The sequence below is a fragment of the Enterobacter asburiae genome, from assembly GCF_001521715.1.
Lineage (GTDB): Bacteria > Pseudomonadota > Gammaproteobacteria > Enterobacterales > Enterobacteriaceae > Enterobacter > Enterobacter asburiae.
This window is the reverse complement of record NZ_CP011863.1, coordinates 1,643,461-1,664,836: the sequence shown is the minus strand read 5'-3', so window position 1 is coordinate 1,664,836 and position 21,376 is coordinate 1,643,461. Positions and strand designations below refer to the sequence as shown.

Here is a 21,376-nt window from a genome sequence, read left to right as displayed (position 1 = left end):
CCTTGAGTATTGCAGGTGTTAATTAGCCGGCAATTGTACACCGGATGCGCCTGCTGTGGCAGCATCAAGGCTTGTATGGAAAAGCATATCTTTGTAAAGCGGCGGTAATCCAACGCGCGCCCGGGCGCGATTGCAGGCTTCGTTGACCTGCCCATCTTCCCCCGACATGGCAAATTCCCGGCACGGACTGGGCCGATGCTCATAGATAGAACATCGGGTAGAGACCCCGGGCTCACCCTGTAGCGCCACGCAGCGGACCTGCTTTTGGTTTGTGCCGCTCATGCAGCGCAGAAAAGGCGTTAGCGGCTCTGTGAAATGAACCGGAACGGTACCGCCGCCATCGCTGGCTTCGGCCCAGTAGAAAGAGACTCGAAAATACGCACAACAGGCTCCGCACGTCATGCACGGGTTGATATCACTCATGGCACACCTGCTAAAGAAGAACGCATCAAATCAACTTGTGAGAGCGATAAATTATCCAGCCGCCAGAGGAAGAGCAAGAGGGGGAAAAGGGAAAATTTTGTAACCGTGAAATGCCAAAAATTGACATGGAAACAACTTATCGCTTTTGGATGCGTAACAAAAAATTAATCCAGATCAATGAATGTTAAGTTACTGGTTTTAATGTGATCTGTAGCAGATCACTTATTACTCATTTGTGAGTATATTCTCATCCGCGATTAAAACCACAACGATGGAGCGGATATGAAAAAATTAGCGGTGGCAGCCCTTGTATTAAGCAGTCTCTCTGGCGGCGCGTATGCGCATGAAGCAGGCGAATTCTTTATTCGTGCCGGTTCGGCTACGGTTCGCCCGACTGAAGGATCGGATAACGTGCTGGGTATGGGCGGTTTTAACGTCAGTAATAACACCCAGTTAGGGTTAACGTTCACCTATATGGCGACGGAAAACGTTGGTGTTGAGCTTCTGGCTGCAACGCCGTTCCGTCATCGCGTGGGTCTGGGCGCAACCGGTGATATCGCTACGGTTCACCACTTGCCGCCAACGCTGATGGCGCAATGGTACTTTGGCGATGCCAGCAGCAAGGTGCGTCCTTATATTGGCGCCGGTGTGAACTACACCACCTTCTTCGACGAGAAGTTTAACGATACCGGTAAAGAGGCCGGTCTGACTGACCTCAGCCTGAAAGATTCGTGGGGTATGGCGGGGCAGGTCGGTCTGGATTATCTGATTAACCGCGACTGGCTGATTAACGCCTCGGTCTGGTACATGGATATTGATACGGACGTACGCTTCAAGGCGGGCGGTCAGCAGCAAAGTATCAATACTCGCCTGGATCCGTGGGTGTTTATGTTCTCTGCGGGTTATCGTTTCTGATCCCCCGTCAAACTGGCCACAGGGTGGCCAGTTTGCTTTGCTCACTTCAAAACGACGGATAAACCGGCCGCTCATCAAGCTTTACGCAGTGCCTCAGGATATTTTCCCCATCATATAAATAGCTGAAAGCGTCGCTGGACAGGGAATGAAAGAGAATATCGCCGTTGGCAAACGGGATGATTTCGGTATCACCCGCACGTTTATGTCCCGCGCCGGTTTCAAAATGACCGCGCCATCGTTCCTGGGTATGGTCATAAACGTGCAGAATAACCTCGACAAGTCCTCTTTGCGGACAATTAAGGCGCAGGAAGGTTGAAGAGAAATTCAGGGACAGCGCATGGAAGGGAATCAATAAGGCGAAAACCAGTAAAGCTCGTAAATACATCAAACCGCGAAAACCTCCTTCAAAAGGGAAGTGAGATTTTACTTAAGTCAAAAATCGCGTTTTTGCCGTGGATCAAGATGTCTTATAATTCAATGCGATAAAGGCCCCTCGCGAGGCCTGGGCGATCATTTTTGAATCAAATAGCGAATGGTCGGGCCATCCTGCTGGATATCCAGCACCGTATAGCCGTGGTTTTTCGCATCCAGCGGAATGTTGTTGATGGACTGCGGACAGTCGCTGACCACTTCCAGAATTTCCCCTTTTTTGAGCTGCGGTAGGGCTTCAAGCGTGGCAACCGCCGGATAAGGGCAGGGTTCACCGACCATATCCAGACGGTAATCGGGCACGATCTCTTTCATGCAGCATTCTCCTGGGTTTCTGTTTTAACACTCGCACGACGGAAGAAGCGTTTCTCCTGCGCGACAACCAGTAAAAAAGCGACCAGCAACAGGGCGTAGGTGACAAGCAGGCCGCCGAGATGGCCGAAGGTGTTCAGCAGGTTGACCTTGTCCCAACTCGTGGCAAGCGCGGGAGACAGATCGTCCCAGAAGTATGCCAGGAGCGTCGAGCCGATAACATTTCCCAGGCCCACCCACCAGTAATGCACCTGACCTTCAACGGCGCGGTACATCCAGCCGGTTTCACACCCGCCAGCCAGCACAATCCCGAAGCCAAACAGCAGGCCGCCAATCACCGCATTAGGACCAGCCCACATGATTTTCGGTTCAACGCCGAGCTGAACATAGCTGAAGATACCGATGGCGCTGACCGCCATCCCGGCGATAATCGCCTTCGCCATCATCGTACGGCCAGTGATCCACATATCGCGAAACGCGGAGGTAAAGCAGATCTGCGCGCGTTCAATGAGCAGACCAAAACCCACGCCGAACAGCATCGCCAGGCCGAGTTTGGGCTGATTCATCGCAGTGCAAAGCGCCAAGGCGACCATAGCCAAAAAGACCAGCATACCGAGGCGGAAACGACGACGCGCCTGGTCTGGCTTCTGGGTTAACGGTGATGCTGCGCTGACTTTTGTCATTTTCACCGGAATGCGGAACAGCGGCAGCAGGGTGAATTTTGCGCCAAAGTAAGAGCCGATGGCCGTGGCGACAGCAAAGAACCAGGCGTGAAGCGAAAACTGAGGAATCCCCGTAAAGAAAGCGGCCAGGTTACAGCCCATCGCCAGACGGGCGCCAAACCCGGCAATGATACCGCCGACCACCGCCTGCATTATGCGAATCCGGCTTTTGGGCATCCGCAACTTAACGTTGTTTGCCCACAGCGCCGCCGCGAAACAGCCGCCGAACATGCCGATGATCATCATCCCGTCGATGCGGGTAAGCGGCGTGCCGTCCAGATGAATGAGTTTAAAGTAACCCCACTCTTCGGTATGCACGCCAGCGAGCTGTAGCAATTGACCACCCCAGCGGGTGAACTCGCCGGTCACGGCCCAGAAGGTGCCGGTGATGCCGAAATAGTAGGTAGAGAGAATGCCTGCCGCGATAACGGCCGGAACAGGTGACCAGAACTTAACCAGGTAAGTCTGTTTGAAGGCGTGCCATGACATGAATAAGCCTCTGAACTCAGAAGGTGTAAGTGAATTTAACGGACTGGAATATATATCTTTTTCGTTTGCCTCAAAACCTCTCCAAACCTTTTCTCCAAAATACCGCCTCTTTTTATGACCTCAGTCATTAAACCGTGCTGCGTTTGGATTCTCGGCACGGCTGCGGAATTCAGAGCAGCAAGAGCCGTTGATATACCCGATGCTCTGACAGAGACTCTGGCTGGAGTGCGGGTGGATCCTGAATCGGCGTTAATACCAAAAACGCACTCTTATTCAGCTTAACCACCTTGCAGATATAAAAACTGCATCTTAAAACGACAGAGCTAAGATAATTTCCGCGATATGAGTCAAATATATACAAAAGGGTTTGCTTGAAGGATGCGTTTTAACAGTACCGCTGCTCAAAAACGACTTTTATATGTATCTTTTTTTCAGAATATCCTCATGCTAATTGCCTTTGCTAAATTAGAATATTCGCATACGGATTGTTAGTCTTTGATTTTGTTACTTCCGGTTATTAAACGATATCAGACATAGAGGCTGGCAATCCTAAAATTTTTTGTGAATGGACGCCTCCGTTCGTATTATGTACGTCGAAGGACTGGTGAGGAGAGAGTGATATGGAAGATGTTGTTTATGTTATCGATGATGATGATGCATATAGGCTGTATGTGGTTAAATTGTTAATGGCGATAGGTTATCAAACTTTTGACTTCAAAAATGCCGAAGAATTTCTCTCCTGCCCCATAGTTGATCATCCCTCATGCTTAATACTTGAAATTAACACCTCAGACACTAACGGTTTCGATGTGATAGAGGCCCTGAAGGAACGTGGCTGTACAATACCGATAATTATCCTGACTATGACCAACTCTATCCCACTCTGCGTACAAGCGATGAAAGCAGGCGTTCGGGACTTTTTGACTAAGCCCGTCGAACCGGAACAACTTATCAATGTCGTGAAAGATGTGCTAATCGAAGCGACCAATAATTTTTTAGAGCAGCAAAGAATATTCGAGCTTTGTAAAAACTATCAGGCATTGACACGGCGCGAGAAGCAGACCTTTGAGTTGGCGATTAACGGCCTGCAAAACAAACAAATTGCATCTGAACTGGGCATATCAGAAATTACCGTGAAGGTCCATCGACGTCGGGTTATGGATAAAATGCAGGTTCGTACTTTAGCTGATTTGGTCCATGCTGCCGGTACTTTACAAATTGGTAAGTCCCGATGTCCGCCCCGGAAACGTTATTAATAAAGCATAATTGAAGCATTCATCATTACTGGCCTGTCAATTGCGTTCTTAAATAGCAGCCCGCACGTCAGAAGCATGAAGAGTGATAACCAGGAAGAGGAACCGTCTGGCAGGAAGCCAGACGGTAGAGAGGTTATGCTTTATGCGTCGCCGCTTTCATTGCGGTCACAAACGCTTTCAGCTCAGCCAGCATCTGCTCTGGCTTGTCCACGTTCTTTTCGATGATCTTCACAATCGCGGAGCCGGAGATGGCACCAGCCGCCTTCGCGTCAATCGCTGCGGTGACCTGATCCGGGGATGAAATCCCAAACCCCTGTAGCGGAGGCGCGGCATGGTACTCGGCCAGCTTCTCCACCAGATGATGCAGAGGCAACGCCGCTTTATTCTCGGCACCGGTCACGCCCGCGCGGGAGAGCAGGTAGGTATACCCGCGTCCGTAAGAGGCAATCTGGCGCAGCAGTGCGTCATCGGCGTTCGGCGGGCAGATGAAAATCGGGGCGACGTTATGACGCATCGCCGCCTGACGGAATGGCGCAGACTCCTCAACCGGCACGTCTGCCACCAGAACGGAGTCGACGCCCACGCGCGCGCACTCGGCATAGAACTCATCAATACCGCGGTTAAAGACCAGGTTGGCGTACATCAGCAGGCCGATCGGAATGGTCGGGTGCTTCTGGCGAATCGCCGCCAGCATCTCGAAGCACTGGGTCGGCGTCACGCCGGAGGCAAATGCGCGCAGCGTCGCGTTCTGGATAGTCGGGCCATCCGCCAGCGGATCGGAGAACGGAATACCCAGCTCCAGCGCGTCGGCGCCGGCTTCAATCAGGGTGTCGATAATCTTCAGCGACTGTTCCGGGCCCGGATCGCCCAGGGTGACGAAGGGAACGAACGCGCCTTCCTGGCGGGATTTCAGCTCTGCAAATACGTTATCGTAGCGTTCCATCAGATTTCCCCTCGTGCTTTCAGAATATCGTGAACGGTGAAGATATCTTTGTCACCGCGGCCGGAAAGGTTCACCACCAGCAGCTGTTCTTTTTCCGGGTTTTCTTTAATCATTTTCAGCGCATGCGCCAGCGCGTGCGAAGACTCCAGCGCCGGGATGATCCCTTCGCTGCGGCACAGCGTTTTAAAGGCTTCCAGCGCTTCGTCATCGGTAATGGAGACATAGTCCGCGCGGCCAATACTGTTCAGGAACGCATGCTGCGGTCCGACGGACGGGAAGTCGAGGCCGGCAGAAATAGAGTAAGACTCTTCAATCTGGCCCTCATCGGTTTGCATCATCGGGGATTTCATTCCGAAGTAGATCCCCACGCGGCCATGCTTCAGCGGCGCGCCGTGTTCACCCGATTCAATGCCGTGACCGGCTGGCTCGACGCCAATCAGACCGACGCTGGTATCGTCGATAAAGTCTGCGAACATGCCGATGGCGTTAGACCCGCCGCCGACGCAGGCGATCACCGCATCCGGCAGGCGACCCTCTTTTTCAAGGATCTGCGCTTTGGTCTCTTCACCGATCATGCGCTGGAATTCGCGCACGATAGTCGGGAACGGGTGCGGGCCCGCCGCGGTACCGAGCATATAGTGCGCGGTGTCGTAGCTGCCAGACCAGTCGCGCAGCGCTTCGTTACAGGCGTCTTTCAGCGTCGCGGAGCCGCTGTGCACCGGGATCACTTCTGCTCCCATCAGACGCATACGGAAGACGTTCGGAGACTGACGCTCAACGTCTTTCGCCCCCATATAGATGCGGCATTTCAGACCGAGCAGGGCGCTGGCAAGCGCAGAGGCCACGCCGTGCTGGCCTGCACCGGTTTCGGCGATGATTTCGGTTTTGCCCATACGCTTCGCAAGCAGCGCCTGGCCCAGCACCTGGTTAGTTTTATGTGCGCCGCCGTGCAGCAGGTCTTCACGCTTCAGATACAGCGTGGTTTTGGTGCCTTCCGTCAGGTTGCGGCATTTGGTCAGCGCGGTCGGACGACCGGCATAATTTTTCAGCAGGTCGGTAAATTCAGCCTGAAACGCCGGATCTTTCTGCGCGCTGACAAACGCTTCTTCCAGCTGGCGCAGCGCGGGCATCAGGATTTGCGGGACGTACATCCCGCCGAACTCACCAAAATACGGGTTAAGTAATGTCGTCATCTTCTCTTCCTTAATATGCACGCAGAGTTTTAAAAACCGAGGCCAGCTTGCTGGCATCTTTGATACCCGGTTGGGACTCTACGCCTGAATTGAAATCGAGGCCTGCGCAGCCGGTTTTAGCCGCTTCTACGCAGTTATCCGGGCTTAATCCGCCCGCCAGCAGGACGTTGTCCAGCTTTTCGCCGTTCAGCAGCGACCAGTCAAAACGCTGGCCGGTACCGCCCTGGCCGTTATCGAGGACGTATTTATCCACATGGTTCAGGTTACGCGAGGGCAACGTATCGCCAACGCTTTGTGCTTTCCAGATCTGCACCTGTGGTGCCAGCGCGGTGCGCAGGGCATCGATGTAGCTCTGGTCTTCATCGCCGTGGAGCTGCACCGCGCTCAGGGATAATGCGTCGGCTTTGGCCGCAACGTCTGCAATATCTGCGTTGCGGAAAACGCCCACGTAGCTGAGCGGAGCCGCTGCGATGACCTTACGCGCCTGCTCTTCGCTGACCGCGCGTGGAGAGGAGTCCACAAAGATCAGCCCGCCATAAATCGCCCCGGCTTCATACGCGGCCTGGGCATCCTGTTCGCGGGTTAAGCCGCAGACTTTGTTTTCACCCAGCAGCACGCGACGCACGGCCGCATTGAGATCGTCATGCTCCATCATGGCGGAGCCAATCAGGAAACCGTTGGCGAAGTGGCTTAGCTCGCGCACCTGAGCGTAGCTGTTAATGCCGGATTCGCTGATCACCGTGACGCCAGACCCCAGACGCGGCGCCAGCTGACGCGTACGGTTAAGGTCAATTGACAGGTCGCGCAGATCGCGGTTGTTAATGCCGACCACTTTGGCTTCCAGCGCAATCGCGCGCTCCAACTCCTCTTCGTTGCTCACTTCGGTCAGTACGCCCATGTTCAGGCTGTGCGCCACGGCGGAAAGCTGGCGATACTGCTCGTCGTCGAGCACCGAGAGCATCAGCAGGCAGGCGTCGGCCTGGTAAAAGCGCGCCAGCCAGATCTGATACGGGTCGATAATAAAGTCTTTGCACAGGATCGGCTGCGGCGCGATGCCGCTGACGATCGGCAGAAAGTCGAAGCTGCCCTGAAAATATTTCTCATCCGTCAGCACGGAGATGGCTGAAGCATGATGCTTATAAATGCCGGCAATACGCGCCGGGTCGAAATCGTCACGAATAACGCCTTTGGACGGGGACGCTTTTTTGCACTCAAGAATAAACGCGGTGCGAGTACCCCGCAGGGCGTCATAGAAACGACGGCTGCTCGGGACGACGTCATTCTGGAAACTGGCAAGCGGCTGCTGTTGCTTGCGGGCTTCCACCCAGATGGCCTTATCGGCAACGATTTTCGCTAAAACGGTCTGCATTCTTTACCCTCTTGCCGCAAGTGCGGTAACGCGATCGTAAGCTGCACCGGAGCGCAGTACATCCAGAACTTTTTGAACGTTGGCCTTCAGGTCTTCCTCACCGTGCAAACGCATCAGCATGGCGACGTTGACAGCAACGGCGGCCTCATGGGCGACCTCTCCCTTACCTTGTAATAAGCGCGTCAGAATGTCACGGTTTTCTTCCGGCGTACCGCCTGCCAGCGCTTCCTGATGGTATGGCGCAAGGCCGAAGTCGGCAGCCTCCAGCTGATAGCTGAGGATTTCACCGTCGCGCAGTTCGGCAACCAGCGTCGGGGCATGAAGAGAAACCTCATCCATACCGCCGCTGTGCACCACGGCGGCACGTTGATAACCCAGCACGCGCAGCGTCTCGGCAATCGGCAGAACCAGCTCAGGGCTGTAAACGCCAATCAGCGCCAGCGGCGGATGAGCCGGGTTGATCAGCGGGCCGAGCACGTTAAACAGCGTGCGGGTTTTGAGCTGCTGACGAACCGGCATCGCGTGGCGGAAACCGGTGTGGTACTTCGGCGCAAACAGGAAGCAGACGCCCAGGTCATCCAGCGCTTCGCGGGAACGCTCGGCGTTCATATCGAGGTTAATACCGAATGCGGCGAGCAGATCGGAAGAACCTGACCGGCTGGAAACGCTGCGGTTACCGTGCTTCGCGACCTTCATACCGCACGCCGCCGCCACGAAGGCGCTGGCGGTGGAGATATTGATGCTGTTACTGCCGTCACCGCCGGTACCGACAATATCGGCAAACTGATAGTCCGGGCGCGGGAACGGGGCGGCATTTTCCAGCAGGGCCGTGGCGGCACCGGCAATCTCCTGCGGGCTTTCGCCGCGCACCTTCATGCTCACCAGCGCGGCTGCAAGCTGCTCAGGCTTCAGCTCGCCGCGAACCACGGCGGAGAAGAGCTGATGGCTCTCCTGCTGGCTCAGGGTCTGCGCCTGGTACAGTTTTTCCAGAATCGCCTGCAGGGTGTTGGTCTGCTCCAGCTTCTGTAACGCCCAGTCGAGAGTCTGCTCCAGCAGGCGGGCGCCGTGGGAGGTCAGGATCGATTCCGGGTGGAACTGCAGGCCGCAGACGCGGTCCGCATCGTGGCGCACCGCCATCACCATGCCTTCAAACGAGGCGTTGATCGTCAGCCCGGCGGGAATATTGCTGCCAACCAGCGAGTGATAGCGCGCGACCGGGAGCGGGTTCGGCAGCCCGGCAAACATCGCCTGGCCGTCATGTTCAATGCTGGACGCTTTACCGTGCAGGATCTCACCCGCCTGGCCAACGTAGCCGCCATAGGCTTCAACGATCGCCTGATGGCCGAGGCAGATGCCGACGATCGGCAGCTTGCCGCGCATGCGGGTCAGCAGCTCCGGCATACAGCCCGCTTCGCTCGGCGCGCCTGGCCCCGGGGAGAGCATCAGCACCGGGTTTTGCATGGTTGCCAGACGGTCAATCAGGGTCTGCGCCGGAACGTGGTTGCGGTAGATAACAACGTTGTGGCCATTCGCACGCAGCTGATCTGCCAGGTTATAGGTAAAGGAGTCGATATTATCGAGCAGCAGAATGTCAGCCATCAGAAAATCTCCTGTGCATGGTGTGCGGTAGCAATGGCGCGAAGGACCGCACGGGCTTTACTGCGCGTTTCGTCAGCTTCAGACTGCGGAACAGAATCAAGAACAATCCCGGCACCCGCCTGGACGGTGGCGATACCGTCTTCGACATAGGCGGAGCGGATTACGATGCAGGTATCGAGATCGCCGTGGGCGGTGAAGTAACCCACCGCGCCGCCGTAGCTGCCGCGACGGCGTCCTTCGGCGGCGGCAATCAGCTGCATGGCGCGCACTTTCGGCGCGCCGCTCAGGGTGCCCATGTTCATGCAGGCGCGGTAGGCGTGCAGCACGTCGAGGTCATGGCGCAGCTCGCCGACCACGCGGGAGACGAGGTGCATCACGAACGAATAGCGGTCGACTTTGGTCAGGTCCGCCACGTAGCGGCTGCCTGGGGTGCAAATGCGTGCCAGATCGTTACGCGCCAGGTCAACCAGCATCAGGTGCTCGGAGAGTTCTTTGTGGTCGGTACGCATCTCCAGTTCGATGCGGCTGTCCAGATCGCGGTCCAGGGAACCGTCGGCGCGACGCCCGCGCGGACGGGTACCGGCAATCGGGTAGATCTCAATCTGACGGCTGGTGGCGTCGTATTTCAGCGAGCTTTCCGGCGAGGCGCCGAACAGCGTGAATTCGTTGTCCTGCATGAAAAACATGTACGGGCTTGGGTTACTCTTTTTCAGCACGTCGTAGGCTGCGAGCGGCGACGGGCAGGGCAGTGAGAAGCGACGGGACGGCACGACCTGGAAAATTTCCCCGGCGCGAATCGCCTTTTGCATCTGGCGAACCACGGCGCCGTACTGATCGTCAGTCTGGTTAACTTCGCAGGTCATTTTCTCCACGCGCTGCACCGGCAGCGCGGGCGGTGCTTCCGTCATCTGCTGCTGCAGCTGAGCGATGCGATGCTCAAGACGGTTTTTCTCAGCGGGAGAGGGCGTGAACAGACTTGCCTGGATGCGGGTGTATTGCTTCTGGTGGTCGATCACCAGCAGCGTTTCAGCCAGATAGAAGCAATAGTCCGGGCAGCGATTACCCTGCTCGGTTTCCGGCAACTCTTCAAATCCGGCGACCAGGTCATAAGCAAACAGCCCCCCAAAGAACATCGCCTCACGCTCGTCTTCCGGCACGGTGACCAGGTTCTGCAGCAGGCGGAAGGCATCGAAAACGGACAGGGAGCAGAGGCGCGCGTCTTCGTCCAGCAGCTGGCTCACCGGCGGGAAATGCAGAATACGCATTTCTGGATGACGTTCATTTTCAATGCCTGACGGCAGGGCGGCATCCAGCAGCGGCAGCAGCGATGCGCCATTGTCAGACAATGCCTTGATGGTGACGGTGTCACCTAAAGCGGTAATGCGCAGCGCGCTGTCGACCAGCAGCAGGCTCTTGAGATCGTCCTTGCTGTCGATATCCGCAGACTCCAGCAGCAGCGTTGCCGGGCGAGCCCCGCACACCTGATGAAACAGCGCAGTCGGGTTGTGGCGATAGGCCGCCTCGCAGGTCAGCAGTTCGAGATGAGGTTTGGCTGTTTGCATGTTGTTGTTCTCATATTTTGTTCAAAAAAAAGCCCGCTGGGTAGCGGGCAGGTATCTGTTTGCATTTCGCAGACGCGTGACACTGCCCGAAGATCAGGAAGTGCGCCACCAGCCGTGCAGAGTGAAATGTGCTGTCATTTTCAGATACCTTTCTCGTGTGAACTTGCGTACTAGTTAACTAGTTCGATGGCGAGTTGTCAACCCTTGATTTCAGAATTTCGCGTTAAGTCGGTATCATGGTGTTTTCGGATGTCTCTAACCTGTTATGGGAAGTGCTTTGAGCGATACCACCTACGCCATTATTTATGATTTACACAGCCATACTCAGGCCTCTGATGGCCTGCTGACACCCGAAGCCCTGGTTCATCGCGCCGTTGAAATGCGCGTCGGCACGCTGGCGATAACCGATCACGATACCACTGATGCCATTCCGGCGGCGCGCGCCGAGATTGCCCGCAGCGGGCTGGCGCTGAATCTGGTGTCCGGCGTCGAGATCTCGACCGTCTGGGAAAACCATGAGATTCATATTGTTGGCCTGAACATCGATATAGACCATCCGGCACTTACGGCATTTTTGCAAGAACAAAAAACGCGCCGCAATCAGCGCGCAGAGATGATCGGCGAGCGTCTGGAAAAGGCGCATATTCCGGGCGCGCTGGAAGGCGCGCAAAAGATGGCGAACGGCGGGGCGGTTACCCGCGGTCATTTCGCCCGTTTTCTGGTCGACGCGGGCAAAGCGACGAACATGGCCGACGTCTTTAAAAAGTATCTGGCACGCGGTAAAACCGGATACGTTCCGCCACAGTGGTGTACAATAAAACAAGCTATTGATGTGATTCATCATTCTGGCGGTAAGGCCGTGCTGGCCCATCCGGGGCGGTATAATCTTTCTGCTAAATGGCTGAAAAGGCTGCTGGCACACTTTGCCGAATGCGGTGGCGAGGCGATGGAAGTCGCCCAGTGTCAGCAGGCGCCCAACGAGCGCGCGCAGCTCGCGACCTATGCCCGTCAGTTCGGCCTGCTTGGTTCACAGGGCTCTGATTTCCATCAGCCCTGCGCGTGGATCGAACTGGGGCGCAAGCTCTGGTTGCCCGCTGGCGTTGAGCCGGTCTGGCAGCTCTGGGAACAGCCGCAGCAAATTGAAGAGAGGGAAGTATGAGTCAGTTTTTCTATATCCATCCGGATAACCCGCAGCCACGTCTGATCAACCAGGCCGTGGAGATCGTCCGCAAAGGCGGCGTGATTGTCTACCCGACCGATTCAGGTTACGCGCTGGGCTGTAAAATTGAAGATAAAGGGGCAATGGAGCGCATTTGCCGTATTCGTCAGCTGCCGGACGGCCATAACTTTACCCTGATGTGCCGCGATCTCTCTGAGCTGTCGACCTATGCGTATGTTGATAACGTGGCGTTTCGCCTGATTAAGAACAACACGCCGGGTAACTACACCTTCATCCTGAAGGGCACGAAGGAAGTACCGCGTCGTCTGCTGCAGGAAAAACGTAAAACCATCGGCATGCGCGTGCCGTCGAACCCGATTGCGCAGGCGCTGCTGGAAACCCTCGGCGAACCGATGCTATCTACCTCGCTGATGCTGCCCGGAAGTGAGTTTACCGAGTCCGATCCGGAAGAGATCAAAGATCGTCTGGAGAAGGTGGTCGAGCTGATTATCCACGGCGGCTATCTCGGCCAGCAGCCGACCACCGTTGTCGACTTAACCGAAGATGCACCGGAAGTGATTCGTGAAGGCGTGGGTGACGTAAAGCCTTTCTTGTAAAGGTATAAGCAGATATACTACGCGGCCATCAAAGCAGGGCTCAGCCCTCTTTTGACCTGATTCGACGCCTGTGAAGGCGACACCTGAGGAAGCTCAATGAGCGAGAAGTTACAGAAAGTGCTGGCGCGTGCCGGCCACGGCTCACGCCGTGAAATCGAAGCCATTATTGAAGCGGGCCGCGTGAGTGTGGACGGTAAAATCGCCACGCTGGGTGACCGCGTTGAAATCGTACCGGGGCTGAAGATCCGCATCGACGGTCACCTCATCTCCGTGAAAGAGTCCGCTGAACAGATCTGCCGCGTGCTGGCTTACTACAAGCCGGAAGGCGAGCTGTGCACCCGCAACGACCCGGAAGGTCGCCCGACGGTGTTTGACCGTCTGCCTAAACTGCGCGGCGCTCGCTGGATTGCCGTCGGTCGTCTGGACGTAAACACCTGCGGTCTGCTGCTGTTCACCACCGATGGTGAACTGGCAAACCGTCTGATGCACCCAAGCCGTGAAGTGGAACGTGAATATGCGGTGCGCGTATTTGGCCAGGTTGATGAGAATAAACTGCGCGATCTGTCGCGTGGCGTTCAGCTGGAAGACGGTCCTGCGGCGTTCAAAACCATCAAATTTACCGGTGGGGAAGGCATTAACCAGTGGTACAACGTGACCCTGACCGAAGGCCGTAACCGCGAGGTGCGTCGTCTCTGGGAAGCGGTAGGCGTCCAGGTGAGCCGTCTGATCCGCGTCCGTTACGGCGACATTCTGCTGCCGAAAGGTCTGCCGCGCGGTGGTTATACCGAACTGGATCTGACCCAAACCAACTACCTGCGCGAGCTTGTCGGCCTGACACCGGAAACCACCTCAAAAGTGGCGGTGGAGAAAGATCGTCGTCGCATGAAGGCGAATCAGATCCGTCGCGCGGTGAAGCGACACAGCCAGGTGAGCAGCAGCCGCCGCTCCGGCAGCCGTAACAACAACGGTTAATACAAAAGCCCGGTGAACACGCCGGGCTTTTTTCTTTAGTAATCAATTCCAATTTGCGCTTTGATGCCCGCATCAAACGCATGTTTGACCGGACGCAGCTCGCTGACGGTATCGGCCATCTCCAGAATATCCCGATGACACCCGCGCCCCGTGACGATAACCGTCTGGTGTACAGGACGATTCTTCAGAGCATCCAGCACGGCTTCCAGCGGCAGGTAGTCGTAGGCGACCATATAGGTGATCTCATCCAGCAGAACCATATTCAGCGAGGGATCGGCCAGCATTCTCTTTGCATGCTCCCAGACGGCGAGACAGGCTGCAGTATCCGTTTCCCGGTTCTGAGTATCCCACGTAAACCCGGTCGCCATTACCTGAAACTCAACGCCGTGAGGCTCAAGCAAATTCCGCTCACCGTTGGGCCATTCGCCTTTGATAAACTGGATCACGCCCACTTTTTGACCGTGTCCGACGGCGCGTGTCGCCGTGCCGAATGCGGCAGTGGTTTTGCCCTTGCCGTTGCCGGTAAAAACGATGACGATCCCACGTTCGTCCTGGGCTGCCGCGACGCGCGCATCGACCTGTTCTTTCAGACGCTGCTGGCGCTGCTGATGACGTTCTTCACTCATTGAGAAATTCCAGGTTTACGTCCCGGCTGGGCGTCAAAGGTCATCCCGGTTTTGCGGCGGCTGTCGTCGCCCATCAGCCAGAGATAGAGCGGCATAATGTCTGCCGGGGTTTTCAGCTTCTGCGGATCTTCGCTCGGGAACGCGCTGGCGCGCATTTTGGTGCGCGTACCGCCCGGGTTAATGCAGTTTACGCGCAGATGGCGGCTCTGATACTCCTCCGCCAGCACCTGCATCATGCCTTCGGTCGCGAATTTTGATACGGCATAGGCTCCCCAGTTTGCGCGTCCTTCACGGCCAACGCTGGACGAGGTAAAGACCAGGGACCCTGACTCGGATTTGAGTAATAAAGGAAGCAATGCCTGTGTGAGGAAAAACGTGCCGTTGACGTTGACCTGCATCACCTGCTGCCAGATATCAGGATCCTGTTTATCCATCGGACGAACCTCGCCTAACAAACCGGCGTTATGCAGCACGCCGTCGAGTCTCGGATAGTGAGCGCTGATGCGCTGGGCTAATTCCTGGCACACCGCAGGCGTGCAGGTCAGTAAATCGAGCGTATACCACGGGGCCGGCGTGCCGCATGCAGCCTCAATCTCCTGAGCGACGCTTTTCAGTTTTTCTTCGTTGCGCCCGATCAAAATGACGTGCGCGCCATATTCGGCGTATGTCAGGGCTGCCTCGCGGCCAATCCCGTCGCTGGCACCGGTGACAAGAATAATCCGGTTGTGCAGCAGATTTTTTTGCGGTTGATAATGCACGGTGACTCCTCAGGCGACCGGTGATGCAATGGCGCCTTTATAATGACTTTTCGGCTTTATGCCCGAATTAGCCTAATAATTCAATCAGTCTACAGGAGGCATTACTGTAAAATTAACAATTTGCAAATATTTAAACTCCAGCCCGGGGATTCCTGAAGGCGGCTCGCAGAGGTAATGTCACGAGCGAGACGCATGGGCAGGGCTGTTGTACACTGCCGTGAAAGATTCGTGGTTAAATCAAGGTGGAACGCGTGGAATTACTTTCTCAATATGGGTTGTTTTTGGCCAAAATCGCGACGGTGGTGGTTGCCATTGCGGTGGTAGCCGTTCTGATTGTCAACCTGACGCAGCGCAAGCGTCAGCGTGGGGAGTTACGCATCACCCGCCTGAGCGAGCAGTATAAAGAGATGCAGGAAGAGATGTCTCTGGCGCTGCTTGATAGTCATCAACAGAAACTCTGGCTGAAAGCGCAGAAGAAAAAACATAAACAGGAAGCCAAAGCGGCAAAGGCAAAAGCAAAGCTCAATGCGCCGCAGGATAAGGCCACGCCGCGCGTCTATGTGCTCGATTTTAAAGGCAGTATGGATGCGCATGAAGTTTCTTCTCTGCGGGAAGAAGTGACTGCCGTTCTGGCCGTGGCGACACCGCAGGATCAGGTTGTCGTGCGTCTTGAAAGCCCGGGCGGGGTGGTTCACGGTTACGGACTGGCCGCCTCACAGCTGCAGCGCCTGCGTGAAAAACAGATCCCGCTGACCGTGGCCGTGGATAAAGTGGCGGCGAGCGGTGGCTACATGATGGCCTGCGTGGCGGACAAAATTGTTGCCGCGCCGTTCTCCATTATTGGCTCGATCGGCGTGGTCGCGCAAATTCCGAACTTTAACCGCTTCCTGAAAAATAAAGAGATTGATATCGAACTTCACACGGCGGGTCAGTACAAACGTACCCTGACGCTGCTGGGGGAAAACACGGAAGAAGGGCGTCAAAAATTCCGCGAAGATCTCAACGAAACGCATCATCTCTTTAAAGATTTTGTACACCGTATGCGCCCAACGCTCGATATTGAACAGGTCGCGACGGGCGAGCACTGGTACGGCGTCCAGGCGCAGGAGAAAGGGCTGGTGGATGAGGTCGGAACCAGCGACGATCTGCTGCTCAATCTAATGGAAGGCCGGGAGCTGGTGGGCGTGCGCTTTACCCAGCGTAAGCGACTCCTTGACCGCTTTACCAACAGTGCAGCGGAAAGCGCGGATCGCCTGCTGTTGCGCTGGCTACAGCGCGGACAAAAACCGCTGCTGTAAACAAAAACGCGAGGCATATGCCTCGCGTTTTGCGTTAATCGACCAGGTGATATTTCTCTGAAAGCGTATGCGCCAGGTATTTGAACATGTTAAACACGGCGGTGCTTTTCGGGGTCGGTAAACCCTGTTCGTCAAGGAAGTATTCGCCGCTGAAAATCAGCACGCCATTACGCTGCTCTACGCCAGTGGCTTCAATGCCCGCCAGCGTATCTTCATGGTCACGGATAAGCTTGTTTGCTTCGATAAGCAGAGAGGCTCGGTCAATAGGTTGGGTCGTATTCTGCATAATCCACTCCTTAAACAGTGACAATAGTCTACGCCGAGGGCGCTTTGGGGGCAAATTTTCCCTGTAATGTGAGGGGATAAGGTGCAGGGGCCTGGCTGGCGGGATCTGCTTTTGCATGCTAATAAAGTTGCGTAACGAATTTTATCAGGTAGAGTGTGCGCTTTCGTCATTCTGGCAACAGAATTGCTTGACATTCAACCGGGAATTCGTCACGAATTACACGAGATGTGAGAAAAATACCCGAAAACTCAATCACCTGGGCGTCTTCTCATTAACGTCCGGTAAGTCAAAGGGGTTGATATCTCCTGACGCAGTCGCAATATCATTGGCTCGTCGTCAGCGGAAGGGAAATCAACGTGCGGCGTATTCCTGGAAGAATTAAATTAGGTAAAGGTGAATATGGGTAAAGCTCTCGTCATCGTTGAGTCCCCGGCAAAAGCCAAAACGATCAATAAGTATCTGGGTAATGACTACGTGGTTAAGTCCAGCGTGGGTCATATCCGCGATTTGCCGACCAGTGGCTCAGCCAGCAAAAAGAGCGCAGACTCTACCTCCACCAAAGGGGCTAAAAAGCCTAAAAAGGATGAACGTAGCGCGCTTGTCAACCGCATGGGTGTTAACCCATGGCATAACTGGGATGCACAATATGAAGTGCTGCCCGGGAAAGAAAAAGTCGTTAACGAGCTGAAGCAGCTTGCTGAAAAAGCAGACCACATCTATCTCGCAACCGACCTTGACCGCGAAGGGGAAGCCATTGCGTGGCACCTGCGGGAAGTGATCGGTGGTGATGACAAACGCTACAGCCGTGTAGTGTTTAACGAAATTACGAAGAATGCGATTCGTCAGGCGTTTGAGAAGCCGGGCGAACTGAATATTGACCGCGTAAACGCACAGCAGGCACGTCGCTTTATGGACCGCGTGGTGGGCTACATGGTCTCTCCACTGCTGTGGAAGAAGATTGCCCGTGGCCTGTCTGCAGGGCGTGTGCAATCCGTCGCCGTGCGTCTGGTCGTTGAGCGTGAGCGCGAAATTAAAGCCTTCGTGCCGGAAGAGTTCTGGGAAGTCGATGCCAATGTGACCACGCCGGGCGGTGACGCTCTGCCGCTGCAGGTGAGCCATCACAACGATAAGCCTTTCCGTCCGGAAAACCGCGACCAGACCATGGCCGCCGTAGCGCTGCTGGAAAAAGCACGCTATCAGGTGCTGGAACGTGAAGACAAACCGACCAGCAGCAAGCCGGGTGCGCCGTTTATTACTTCAACGCTGCAACAGGCTGCAAGCACGCGTCTGGGTTATGGCGTGAAGAAAACCATGATGATGGCGCAGCGCCTGTATGAAGCGGGCTACATCACCTACATGCGTACTGACTCCACCAACCTGAGCCAGGACGCTGTTAATATGGTTCGCGGCTATATCAGCGACAATTTCGGCAAAAAATACCTGCCGGAAAGTGCGAATCAGTACGCCAGCAAAGAGAATTCCCAGGAAGCGCACGAAGCAATTCGTCCTTCCGACGTCTCCGTCCTCGCGGAATCGTTAAAAGATATGGAAGCGGATGCGCAGAAGCTGTATCAGCTGATCTGGCGCCAGTTTGTCGCTTGTCAGATGACGCCTGCGAAGTACGACTCCACAACGCTGACCGTCGGCGCGGGTGATTTCCGCCTGAAGGCGCGCGGTCGTATTCTGCGCTTCGACGGCTGGACGAAAGTGATGCCTGCGCTGCGTAAAGGCGATGAAGACAGAACGCTGCCTGCGGTTAATAAAGGTGACGAGTTGTCGCTTGTCGATCTGGTTCCGGCACAGCACTTCACCAAGCCGCCTGCGCGCTTCAGTGAAGCGTCCCTGGTGAAAGAGCTGGAAAAACGCGGTATTGGTCGTCCGTCGACCTACGCGTCCATCATCTCGACGATTCAGGACCGTGGCTACGTGCGCGTTGAAAACCGTCGTTTCTATGCGGAAAAAATGGGTGAGATCGTCACCGACCGTCTGGAAGCTAACTTCCGCGAATTGATGAACTACGATTTCACCGCGCAAATGGAAGACAGCCTCGACCAGGTTGCCAGCCATCAGGCGGAATGGAAAAAGGTACTCGACAGCTTCTTCAGCGACTTTACCGACCAGCTTGAAAAAGCGGAGAAAGACCCTGAAGAGGGCGGCATGCTGCCTAACCAGATGGTTCTGACCAGCATCGACTGCCCAACCTGCGGCCGCAAGATGGGGATCCGTACCGCAACCACGGGCGTGTTCCTTGGCTGCTCCGGCTACGCGCTGTCACCAAAAGAGCGCTGCAAAACCACCATCAACCTGGTGCCTGAGAACGAAGTTCTCAACGTGCTGGAAGGTGACGATGCGGAAACTAACGCTCTGCGTGCCAAACGCCGCTGCAAGAAATGCGGCACGGCAATGGACAGCTACCTGATCGATCCAAAACGTAAGCTGCACGTTTGCGGTAATAACCCAACGTGTGACGGGTATGAGATCGAAGAGGGCGAGTTCCGCATTAAAGGCTATGACGGCCCGATTGTGGAATGCGAGAAGTGTGGCTCTGAAATGCACCTGAAAATGGGGCGTTTCGGTAAGTACATGGCCTGTACCAACGACGAGTGTAAAAACACGCGCAAAATCCTGCGTAACGGCGAAGTGGCTCCTCCGAAGGAAGATCCGGTTCCGCTGCCAGAACTGCCGTGCGAGAAATCAGACGCGTACTTCGTGCTGCGTGATGGTGCCGCAGGTGTCTTCCTGGCCGCCAACACCTTCCCGAAATCGCGTGAAACGCGCGCGCCGCTGGTGGAAGAGTTGCATCGCTTCCGCGATCGTCTGCCTGAGAAACTGCGTTATCTGGCCGATGCGCCACAGCAGGATCCGGAAGGCAACAAAACCGTGGTGCGGTTTAGCCGTAAAACCAAGCAGCAGTATGTTGCGGCCGAGAAAGAGGGTAAAGCGACCGGATGGTCAGCCTTCTTTGTCGATGGCAAATGGGTTGAAGGCAAGAAATAATCTTCCCTTACCGTAACTTACCTGTTAAAGGGCCGGATTTCCGGCCCTTTTTTATTGCCTTGTTATTATTTTTTGTTCCGTACTATACAGTCAGGCTATAAATGATATAGTGGTTATAGTTAACCTGTTTCTTATTATTAAATCGTCTTAAGCGATTGACCGCATGCGCTAAATCGGATGGTCTGGCATGAAATTACAGCAGCTTCGTTATATCGTTGAGGTGGTGAATCATAACCTTAACGTCTCTTCTACCGCCGAGGGGTTATATACCTCGCAACCGGGCATCAGCAAACAAGTTCGTATGCTGGAGGACGAGTTAGGTATCCAGATATTTGCCCGCAGCGGTAAGCATCTCACCCAGGTAACGCCTGCGGGGCAGGAAATCATCCGCATTGCGCGGGAAGTCCTCTCCAAAGTCGACGCAATTAAGTCTGTGGCGGGGGAACACACCTGGCCGGATAAAGGTTCGCTGTATATTGCCACGACGCATACCCAGGCACGCTATGCGCTACCCGGCGTTATCAAAGGCTTTATCGAGCGTTATCCTCGCGTCTCTTTGCATATGCACCAGGGCTCGCCAACGCAAATTGCTGAAGCCGTCTCCAAGGGTAATGCAGACTTTGCCATCGCCACCGAAGCGCTTCACCTGTATGACGATCTGGTGATGCTTCCTTGCTATCACTGGAATCGTTCTATCGTGGTGACCCCCGATCACCCCCTGGCGGGTAAAGGGTCGGTCACTATCGAAGAGCTGGCTCAATATCCGTTGGTGACGTATACGTTTGGCTTTACCGGACGGTCCGAGCTTGATACGGCCTTTAACCGGGCAGGGTTAACGCCGCGCATTGTCTTTACCGCAACGGACGCCGACGTGATTAAAACCTATGTGCGGCTTGGTCTGGGGGTTGGCGTCATTGCCAGCATGGCGGTGGATCCGGTGTCAGACCCTGACCTGGTGCGTCTTGATGCGCATGATGTTTTCAGTCATAGCACCACAAAGATTGGCTTCCGTCGCAGCACCTTCCTGCGCAGCTATATGTATGATTTTATTCAGCGCTTTGCCCCTCATTTAACGCGTGATGTGGTTGATACCGCCGTTGCATTACGCTCAAATGAAGATATTGAAGAGATGTTTAAAGACATCAAACTCCCCGAAAAATAATCACACCCGGTATCTTTCCCTTAGGGAAAGATACCGAAATAACACCTCAAAGCTAAATTAGAATTATCATCATCTACGCATCCCCTGTCATATAATGTCATTATCCATTTAATCCGTAAGGTTATAATGTCGTGAATTGGCGACAAAAGTAGAAACTAATTTACGCCTTCGCAAATTTTTCTTTTCAATTATTTATTTCTGGTCAAAAGATTGAATATTTCATACCTTCCGGTGCGTAAATTCACTGGCTTTTCGGCTAAAGTTTCTTTAGGATTTATCTCAACAGATG

At 54.9% G+C, this 21,376-nt stretch carries 21 protein-coding genes and 1 other annotated feature; of the genes, 9 read left to right on the top strand and 12 right to left on the bottom strand.

The window, feature by feature from the left end:
• Positions 1 to 18 precede the first annotated feature (18 nt).
• Positions 19 to 423, bottom strand: coding sequence for a YkgJ family cysteine cluster protein (locus ACJ69_RS08195; RefSeq protein WP_059346874.1), 405 nt, complete (start codon positions 421 to 423; stop codon positions 19 to 21).
• A gap of 282 nt (positions 424 to 705) precedes the next feature.
• Here ACJ69_RS08195 and ompW point away from each other — a divergent pair, with 282 nt between their 5' ends.
• Both ompW and ACJ69_RS25200 read left to right on the top strand, forming a co-directional pair.
• Positions 706 to 1,338 (top strand): outer membrane protein OmpW, encoded by a 633-nt coding sequence (gene ompW, locus ACJ69_RS08190; RefSeq protein WP_023312086.1) that lies wholly within the window; start codon positions 706 to 708, stop codon positions 1,336 to 1,338.
• A gap of 145 nt (positions 1,339 to 1,483) precedes the next feature.
• Positions 1,484 to 1,654 (top strand): hypothetical protein, encoded by a 171-nt coding sequence (locus tag ACJ69_RS25200; RefSeq protein WP_153251257.1) that lies wholly within the window; start codon positions 1,484 to 1,486, stop codon positions 1,652 to 1,654.
• A 194-nt stretch (positions 1,655 to 1,848) separates the two neighbouring features.
• Here the strand turns inward: ACJ69_RS25200 and yedF are convergent, their stop codons facing one another.
• Both yedF and yedE read right to left on the bottom strand, forming a co-directional pair.
• A complete protein-coding gene (gene yedF / locus ACJ69_RS08180) occupies positions 1,849 to 2,082 on the bottom strand; it encodes a sulfurtransferase-like selenium metabolism protein YedF (protein ID WP_003856774.1) in 234 nt (77 codons plus the stop codon).
• The gene (gene yedE, locus ACJ69_RS08175) at positions 2,079 to 3,290 is read right to left on the bottom strand and encodes a selenium metabolism membrane protein YedE/FdhT (protein WP_059346873.1); all 1,212 of its coding nucleotides are present in this window, start codon (positions 3,288 to 3,290) and stop codon (positions 2,079 to 2,081) included. The genes yedF and yedE overlap by 4 nt, the downstream gene beginning before the upstream one ends.
• 620 nt (positions 3,291 to 3,910) lie before the next feature.
• Between yedE and ACJ69_RS08170 the strand changes: the two genes are divergently transcribed.
• The gene (locus ACJ69_RS08170; RefSeq protein WP_059346872.1) at positions 3,911 to 4,546 is read left to right on the top strand and encodes a response regulator transcription factor; all 636 of its coding nucleotides are present in this window, start codon (positions 3,911 to 3,913) and stop codon (positions 4,544 to 4,546) included.
• A gap of 133 nt (positions 4,547 to 4,679) precedes the next feature.
• Here ACJ69_RS08170 and trpA read toward each other — a convergent pair whose 3' ends face one another.
• The 6 genes from trpA to trpL form a co-directional block, all read right to left on the bottom strand.
• The gene (gene trpA, locus ACJ69_RS08165) at positions 4,680 to 5,489 is read right to left on the bottom strand and encodes a tryptophan synthase subunit alpha (RefSeq protein ID WP_059346871.1); all 810 of its coding nucleotides are present in this window, start codon (positions 5,487 to 5,489) and stop codon (positions 4,680 to 4,682) included.
• Positions 5,489 to 6,682 carry a tryptophan synthase subunit beta gene (trpB, locus tag ACJ69_RS08160; RefSeq protein ID WP_059346870.1) on the bottom strand — a complete coding sequence of 398 codons (1,194 nt, stop codon included), beginning with the start codon at positions 6,680 to 6,682 and terminating at the stop codon, positions 5,489 to 5,491. Before trpB ends, trpA begins: the two co-directional genes overlap by 1 nt.
• A gap of 10 nt (positions 6,683 to 6,692) precedes the next feature.
• Positions 6,693 to 8,051, bottom strand: coding sequence for a bifunctional indole-3-glycerol-phosphate synthase TrpC/phosphoribosylanthranilate isomerase TrpF (gene trpCF, locus ACJ69_RS08155; protein WP_059346869.1), 1,359 nt, complete (start codon positions 8,049 to 8,051; stop codon positions 6,693 to 6,695).
• A 3-nt stretch (positions 8,052 to 8,054) separates the two neighbouring features.
• On the bottom strand, positions 8,055 to 9,650 hold the full coding sequence (gene trpD / locus ACJ69_RS08150; RefSeq protein ID WP_059346868.1) for a bifunctional anthranilate synthase glutamate amidotransferase component TrpG/anthranilate phosphoribosyltransferase TrpD: 1,596 nt from the start codon (positions 9,648 to 9,650) through the stop codon (positions 8,055 to 8,057).
• Positions 9,650 to 11,212: an anthranilate synthase component 1 gene (locus tag ACJ69_RS08145; protein WP_054829752.1), complete on the bottom strand. Its 1,563-nt coding sequence runs from the start codon at positions 11,210 to 11,212 to the stop codon at positions 9,650 to 9,652. The genes trpD and ACJ69_RS08145 overlap by 1 nt, the downstream gene beginning before the upstream one ends.
• A gap of 23 nt (positions 11,213 to 11,235) precedes the next feature.
• Positions 11,236 to 11,329 (bottom strand) — a sequence feature (Trp leader region).
• A complete protein-coding gene (gene trpL / locus ACJ69_RS25960; RefSeq protein ID WP_106993556.1) occupies positions 11,306 to 11,350 on the bottom strand; it encodes a trp operon leader peptide in 45 nt (14 codons plus the stop codon). Its footprint overlaps the feature before it by 24 nt.
• 139 nt (positions 11,351 to 11,489) lie before the next feature.
• On the opposite strand from trpL, the gene rnm reads away from it, so the two are divergent.
• From rnm to rluB, 3 genes are all read left to right on the top strand, one after another.
• Positions 11,490 to 12,371: an RNase RNM gene (rnm, locus tag ACJ69_RS08140; RefSeq protein ID WP_029740530.1), complete on the top strand. Its 882-nt coding sequence runs from the start codon at positions 11,490 to 11,492 to the stop codon at positions 12,369 to 12,371.
• The gene (locus tag ACJ69_RS08135) at positions 12,368 to 12,988 is read left to right on the top strand and encodes an L-threonylcarbamoyladenylate synthase (RefSeq protein ID WP_003856793.1); all 621 of its coding nucleotides are present in this window, start codon (positions 12,368 to 12,370) and stop codon (positions 12,986 to 12,988) included. Before rnm ends, ACJ69_RS08135 begins: the two co-directional genes overlap by 4 nt.
• Before the next feature lie 96 nt (positions 12,989 to 13,084).
• Positions 13,085 to 13,960, top strand: a complete 876-nt coding sequence (gene rluB, locus ACJ69_RS08130) for a 23S rRNA pseudouridine(2605) synthase RluB (protein WP_023312076.1) — start codon at positions 13,085 to 13,087, stop codon at positions 13,958 to 13,960.
• A gap of 35 nt (positions 13,961 to 13,995) precedes the next feature.
• Here the strand turns inward: rluB and cobO are convergent, their stop codons facing one another.
• Entirely contained in the window at positions 13,996 to 14,586 is a 591-nt protein-coding gene (gene cobO, locus ACJ69_RS08125; RefSeq protein ID WP_023312075.1) for a cob(I)yrinic acid a,c-diamide adenosyltransferase, read from the bottom strand.
• Positions 14,583 to 15,344 (bottom strand): YciK family oxidoreductase, encoded by a 762-nt coding sequence (locus tag ACJ69_RS08120; protein ID WP_059346867.1) that lies wholly within the window; start codon positions 15,342 to 15,344, stop codon positions 14,583 to 14,585. Before ACJ69_RS08120 ends, cobO begins: the two co-directional genes overlap by 4 nt.
• A 251-nt stretch (positions 15,345 to 15,595) precedes the next feature.
• On the opposite strand from ACJ69_RS08120, the gene sohB reads away from it, so the two are divergent.
• Positions 15,596 to 16,642: a protease SohB gene (gene sohB, locus ACJ69_RS08115; protein ID WP_029740527.1), complete on the top strand. Its 1,047-nt coding sequence runs from the start codon at positions 15,596 to 15,598 to the stop codon at positions 16,640 to 16,642.
• Between the two features lie 34 nt (positions 16,643 to 16,676).
• On the opposite strand, the gene ACJ69_RS08110 is transcribed toward sohB, so the two are convergent.
• Positions 16,677 to 16,928 (bottom strand): YciN family protein, encoded by a 252-nt coding sequence (locus ACJ69_RS08110; protein ID WP_023312072.1) that lies wholly within the window; start codon positions 16,926 to 16,928, stop codon positions 16,677 to 16,679.
• A 399-nt stretch (positions 16,929 to 17,327) separates the two neighbouring features.
• Here ACJ69_RS08110 and topA point away from each other — a divergent pair, with 399 nt between their 5' ends.
• Positions 17,328 to 19,925 (top strand): type I DNA topoisomerase, encoded by a 2,598-nt coding sequence (topA, locus tag ACJ69_RS08105; protein ID WP_029740526.1) that lies wholly within the window; start codon positions 17,328 to 17,330, stop codon positions 19,923 to 19,925.
• A gap of 187 nt (positions 19,926 to 20,112) precedes the next feature.
• Positions 20,113 to 21,087 carry an HTH-type transcriptional regulator CysB gene (gene cysB, locus ACJ69_RS08100; RefSeq protein ID WP_008502814.1) on the top strand — a complete coding sequence of 325 codons (975 nt, stop codon included), beginning with the start codon at positions 20,113 to 20,115 and terminating at the stop codon, positions 21,085 to 21,087.
• The last annotated feature ends 289 nt before the right edge of the window (positions 21,088 to 21,376 follow it).

Coding starts and splice junctions, on each gene's coding strand:
- ACJ69_RS08110 (WP_023312072.1), bottom strand. CDS start 16,928: ATGCAGAATACGACCCAACCTATTGACCGAGCCTCTCTGCTTATCGAA.
- ACJ69_RS08135 (WP_003856793.1), top strand. CDS start 12,368: ATGAGTCAGTTTTTCTATATCCATCCGGATAACCCGCAGCCACGTCTG.
- ACJ69_RS25200 (WP_153251257.1), top strand. CDS start 1,484: ATGAAAGAGAATATCGCCGTTGGCAAACGGGATGATTTCGGTATCACC.
- trpA (WP_059346871.1), bottom strand. CDS start 5,489: ATGGAACGCTACGATAACGTATTTGCAGAGCTGAAATCCCGCCAGGAA.
- trpCF (WP_059346869.1), bottom strand. CDS start 8,051: ATGCAGACCGTTTTAGCGAAAATCGTTGCCGATAAGGCCATCTGGGTG.
- trpB (WP_059346870.1), bottom strand. CDS start 6,682: ATGACGACATTACTTAACCCGTATTTTGGTGAGTTCGGCGGGATGTAC.
- rluB (WP_023312076.1), top strand. CDS start 13,085: ATGAGCGAGAAGTTACAGAAAGTGCTGGCGCGTGCCGGCCACGGCTCA.
- yedE (WP_059346873.1), bottom strand. CDS start 3,290: ATGTCATGGCACGCCTTCAAACAGACTTACCTGGTTAAGTTCTGGTCA.
- ACJ69_RS08145 (WP_054829752.1), bottom strand. CDS start 11,212: ATGCAAACAGCCAAACCTCATCTCGAACTGCTGACCTGCGAGGCGGCC.
- topA (WP_029740526.1), top strand. CDS start 17,328: ATGGGTAAAGCTCTCGTCATCGTTGAGTCCCCGGCAAAAGCCAAAACG.
- cysB (WP_008502814.1), top strand. CDS start 20,113: ATGAAATTACAGCAGCTTCGTTATATCGTTGAGGTGGTGAATCATAAC.
- trpD (WP_059346868.1), bottom strand. CDS start 9,650: ATGGCTGACATTCTGCTGCTCGATAATATCGACTCCTTTACCTATAAC.
- yedF (WP_003856774.1), bottom strand. CDS start 2,082: ATGAAAGAGATCGTGCCCGATTACCGTCTGGATATGGTCGGTGAACCC.
- cobO (WP_023312075.1), bottom strand. CDS start 14,586: ATGAGTGAAGAACGTCATCAGCAGCGCCAGCAGCGTCTGAAAGAACAG.
- ACJ69_RS08195 (WP_059346874.1), bottom strand. CDS start 423: ATGAGTGATATCAACCCGTGCATGACGTGCGGAGCCTGTTGTGCGTAT.
- ACJ69_RS08170 (WP_059346872.1), top strand. CDS start 3,911: ATGGAAGATGTTGTTTATGTTATCGATGATGATGATGCATATAGGCTG.
- ompW (WP_023312086.1), top strand. CDS start 706: ATGAAAAAATTAGCGGTGGCAGCCCTTGTATTAAGCAGTCTCTCTGGC.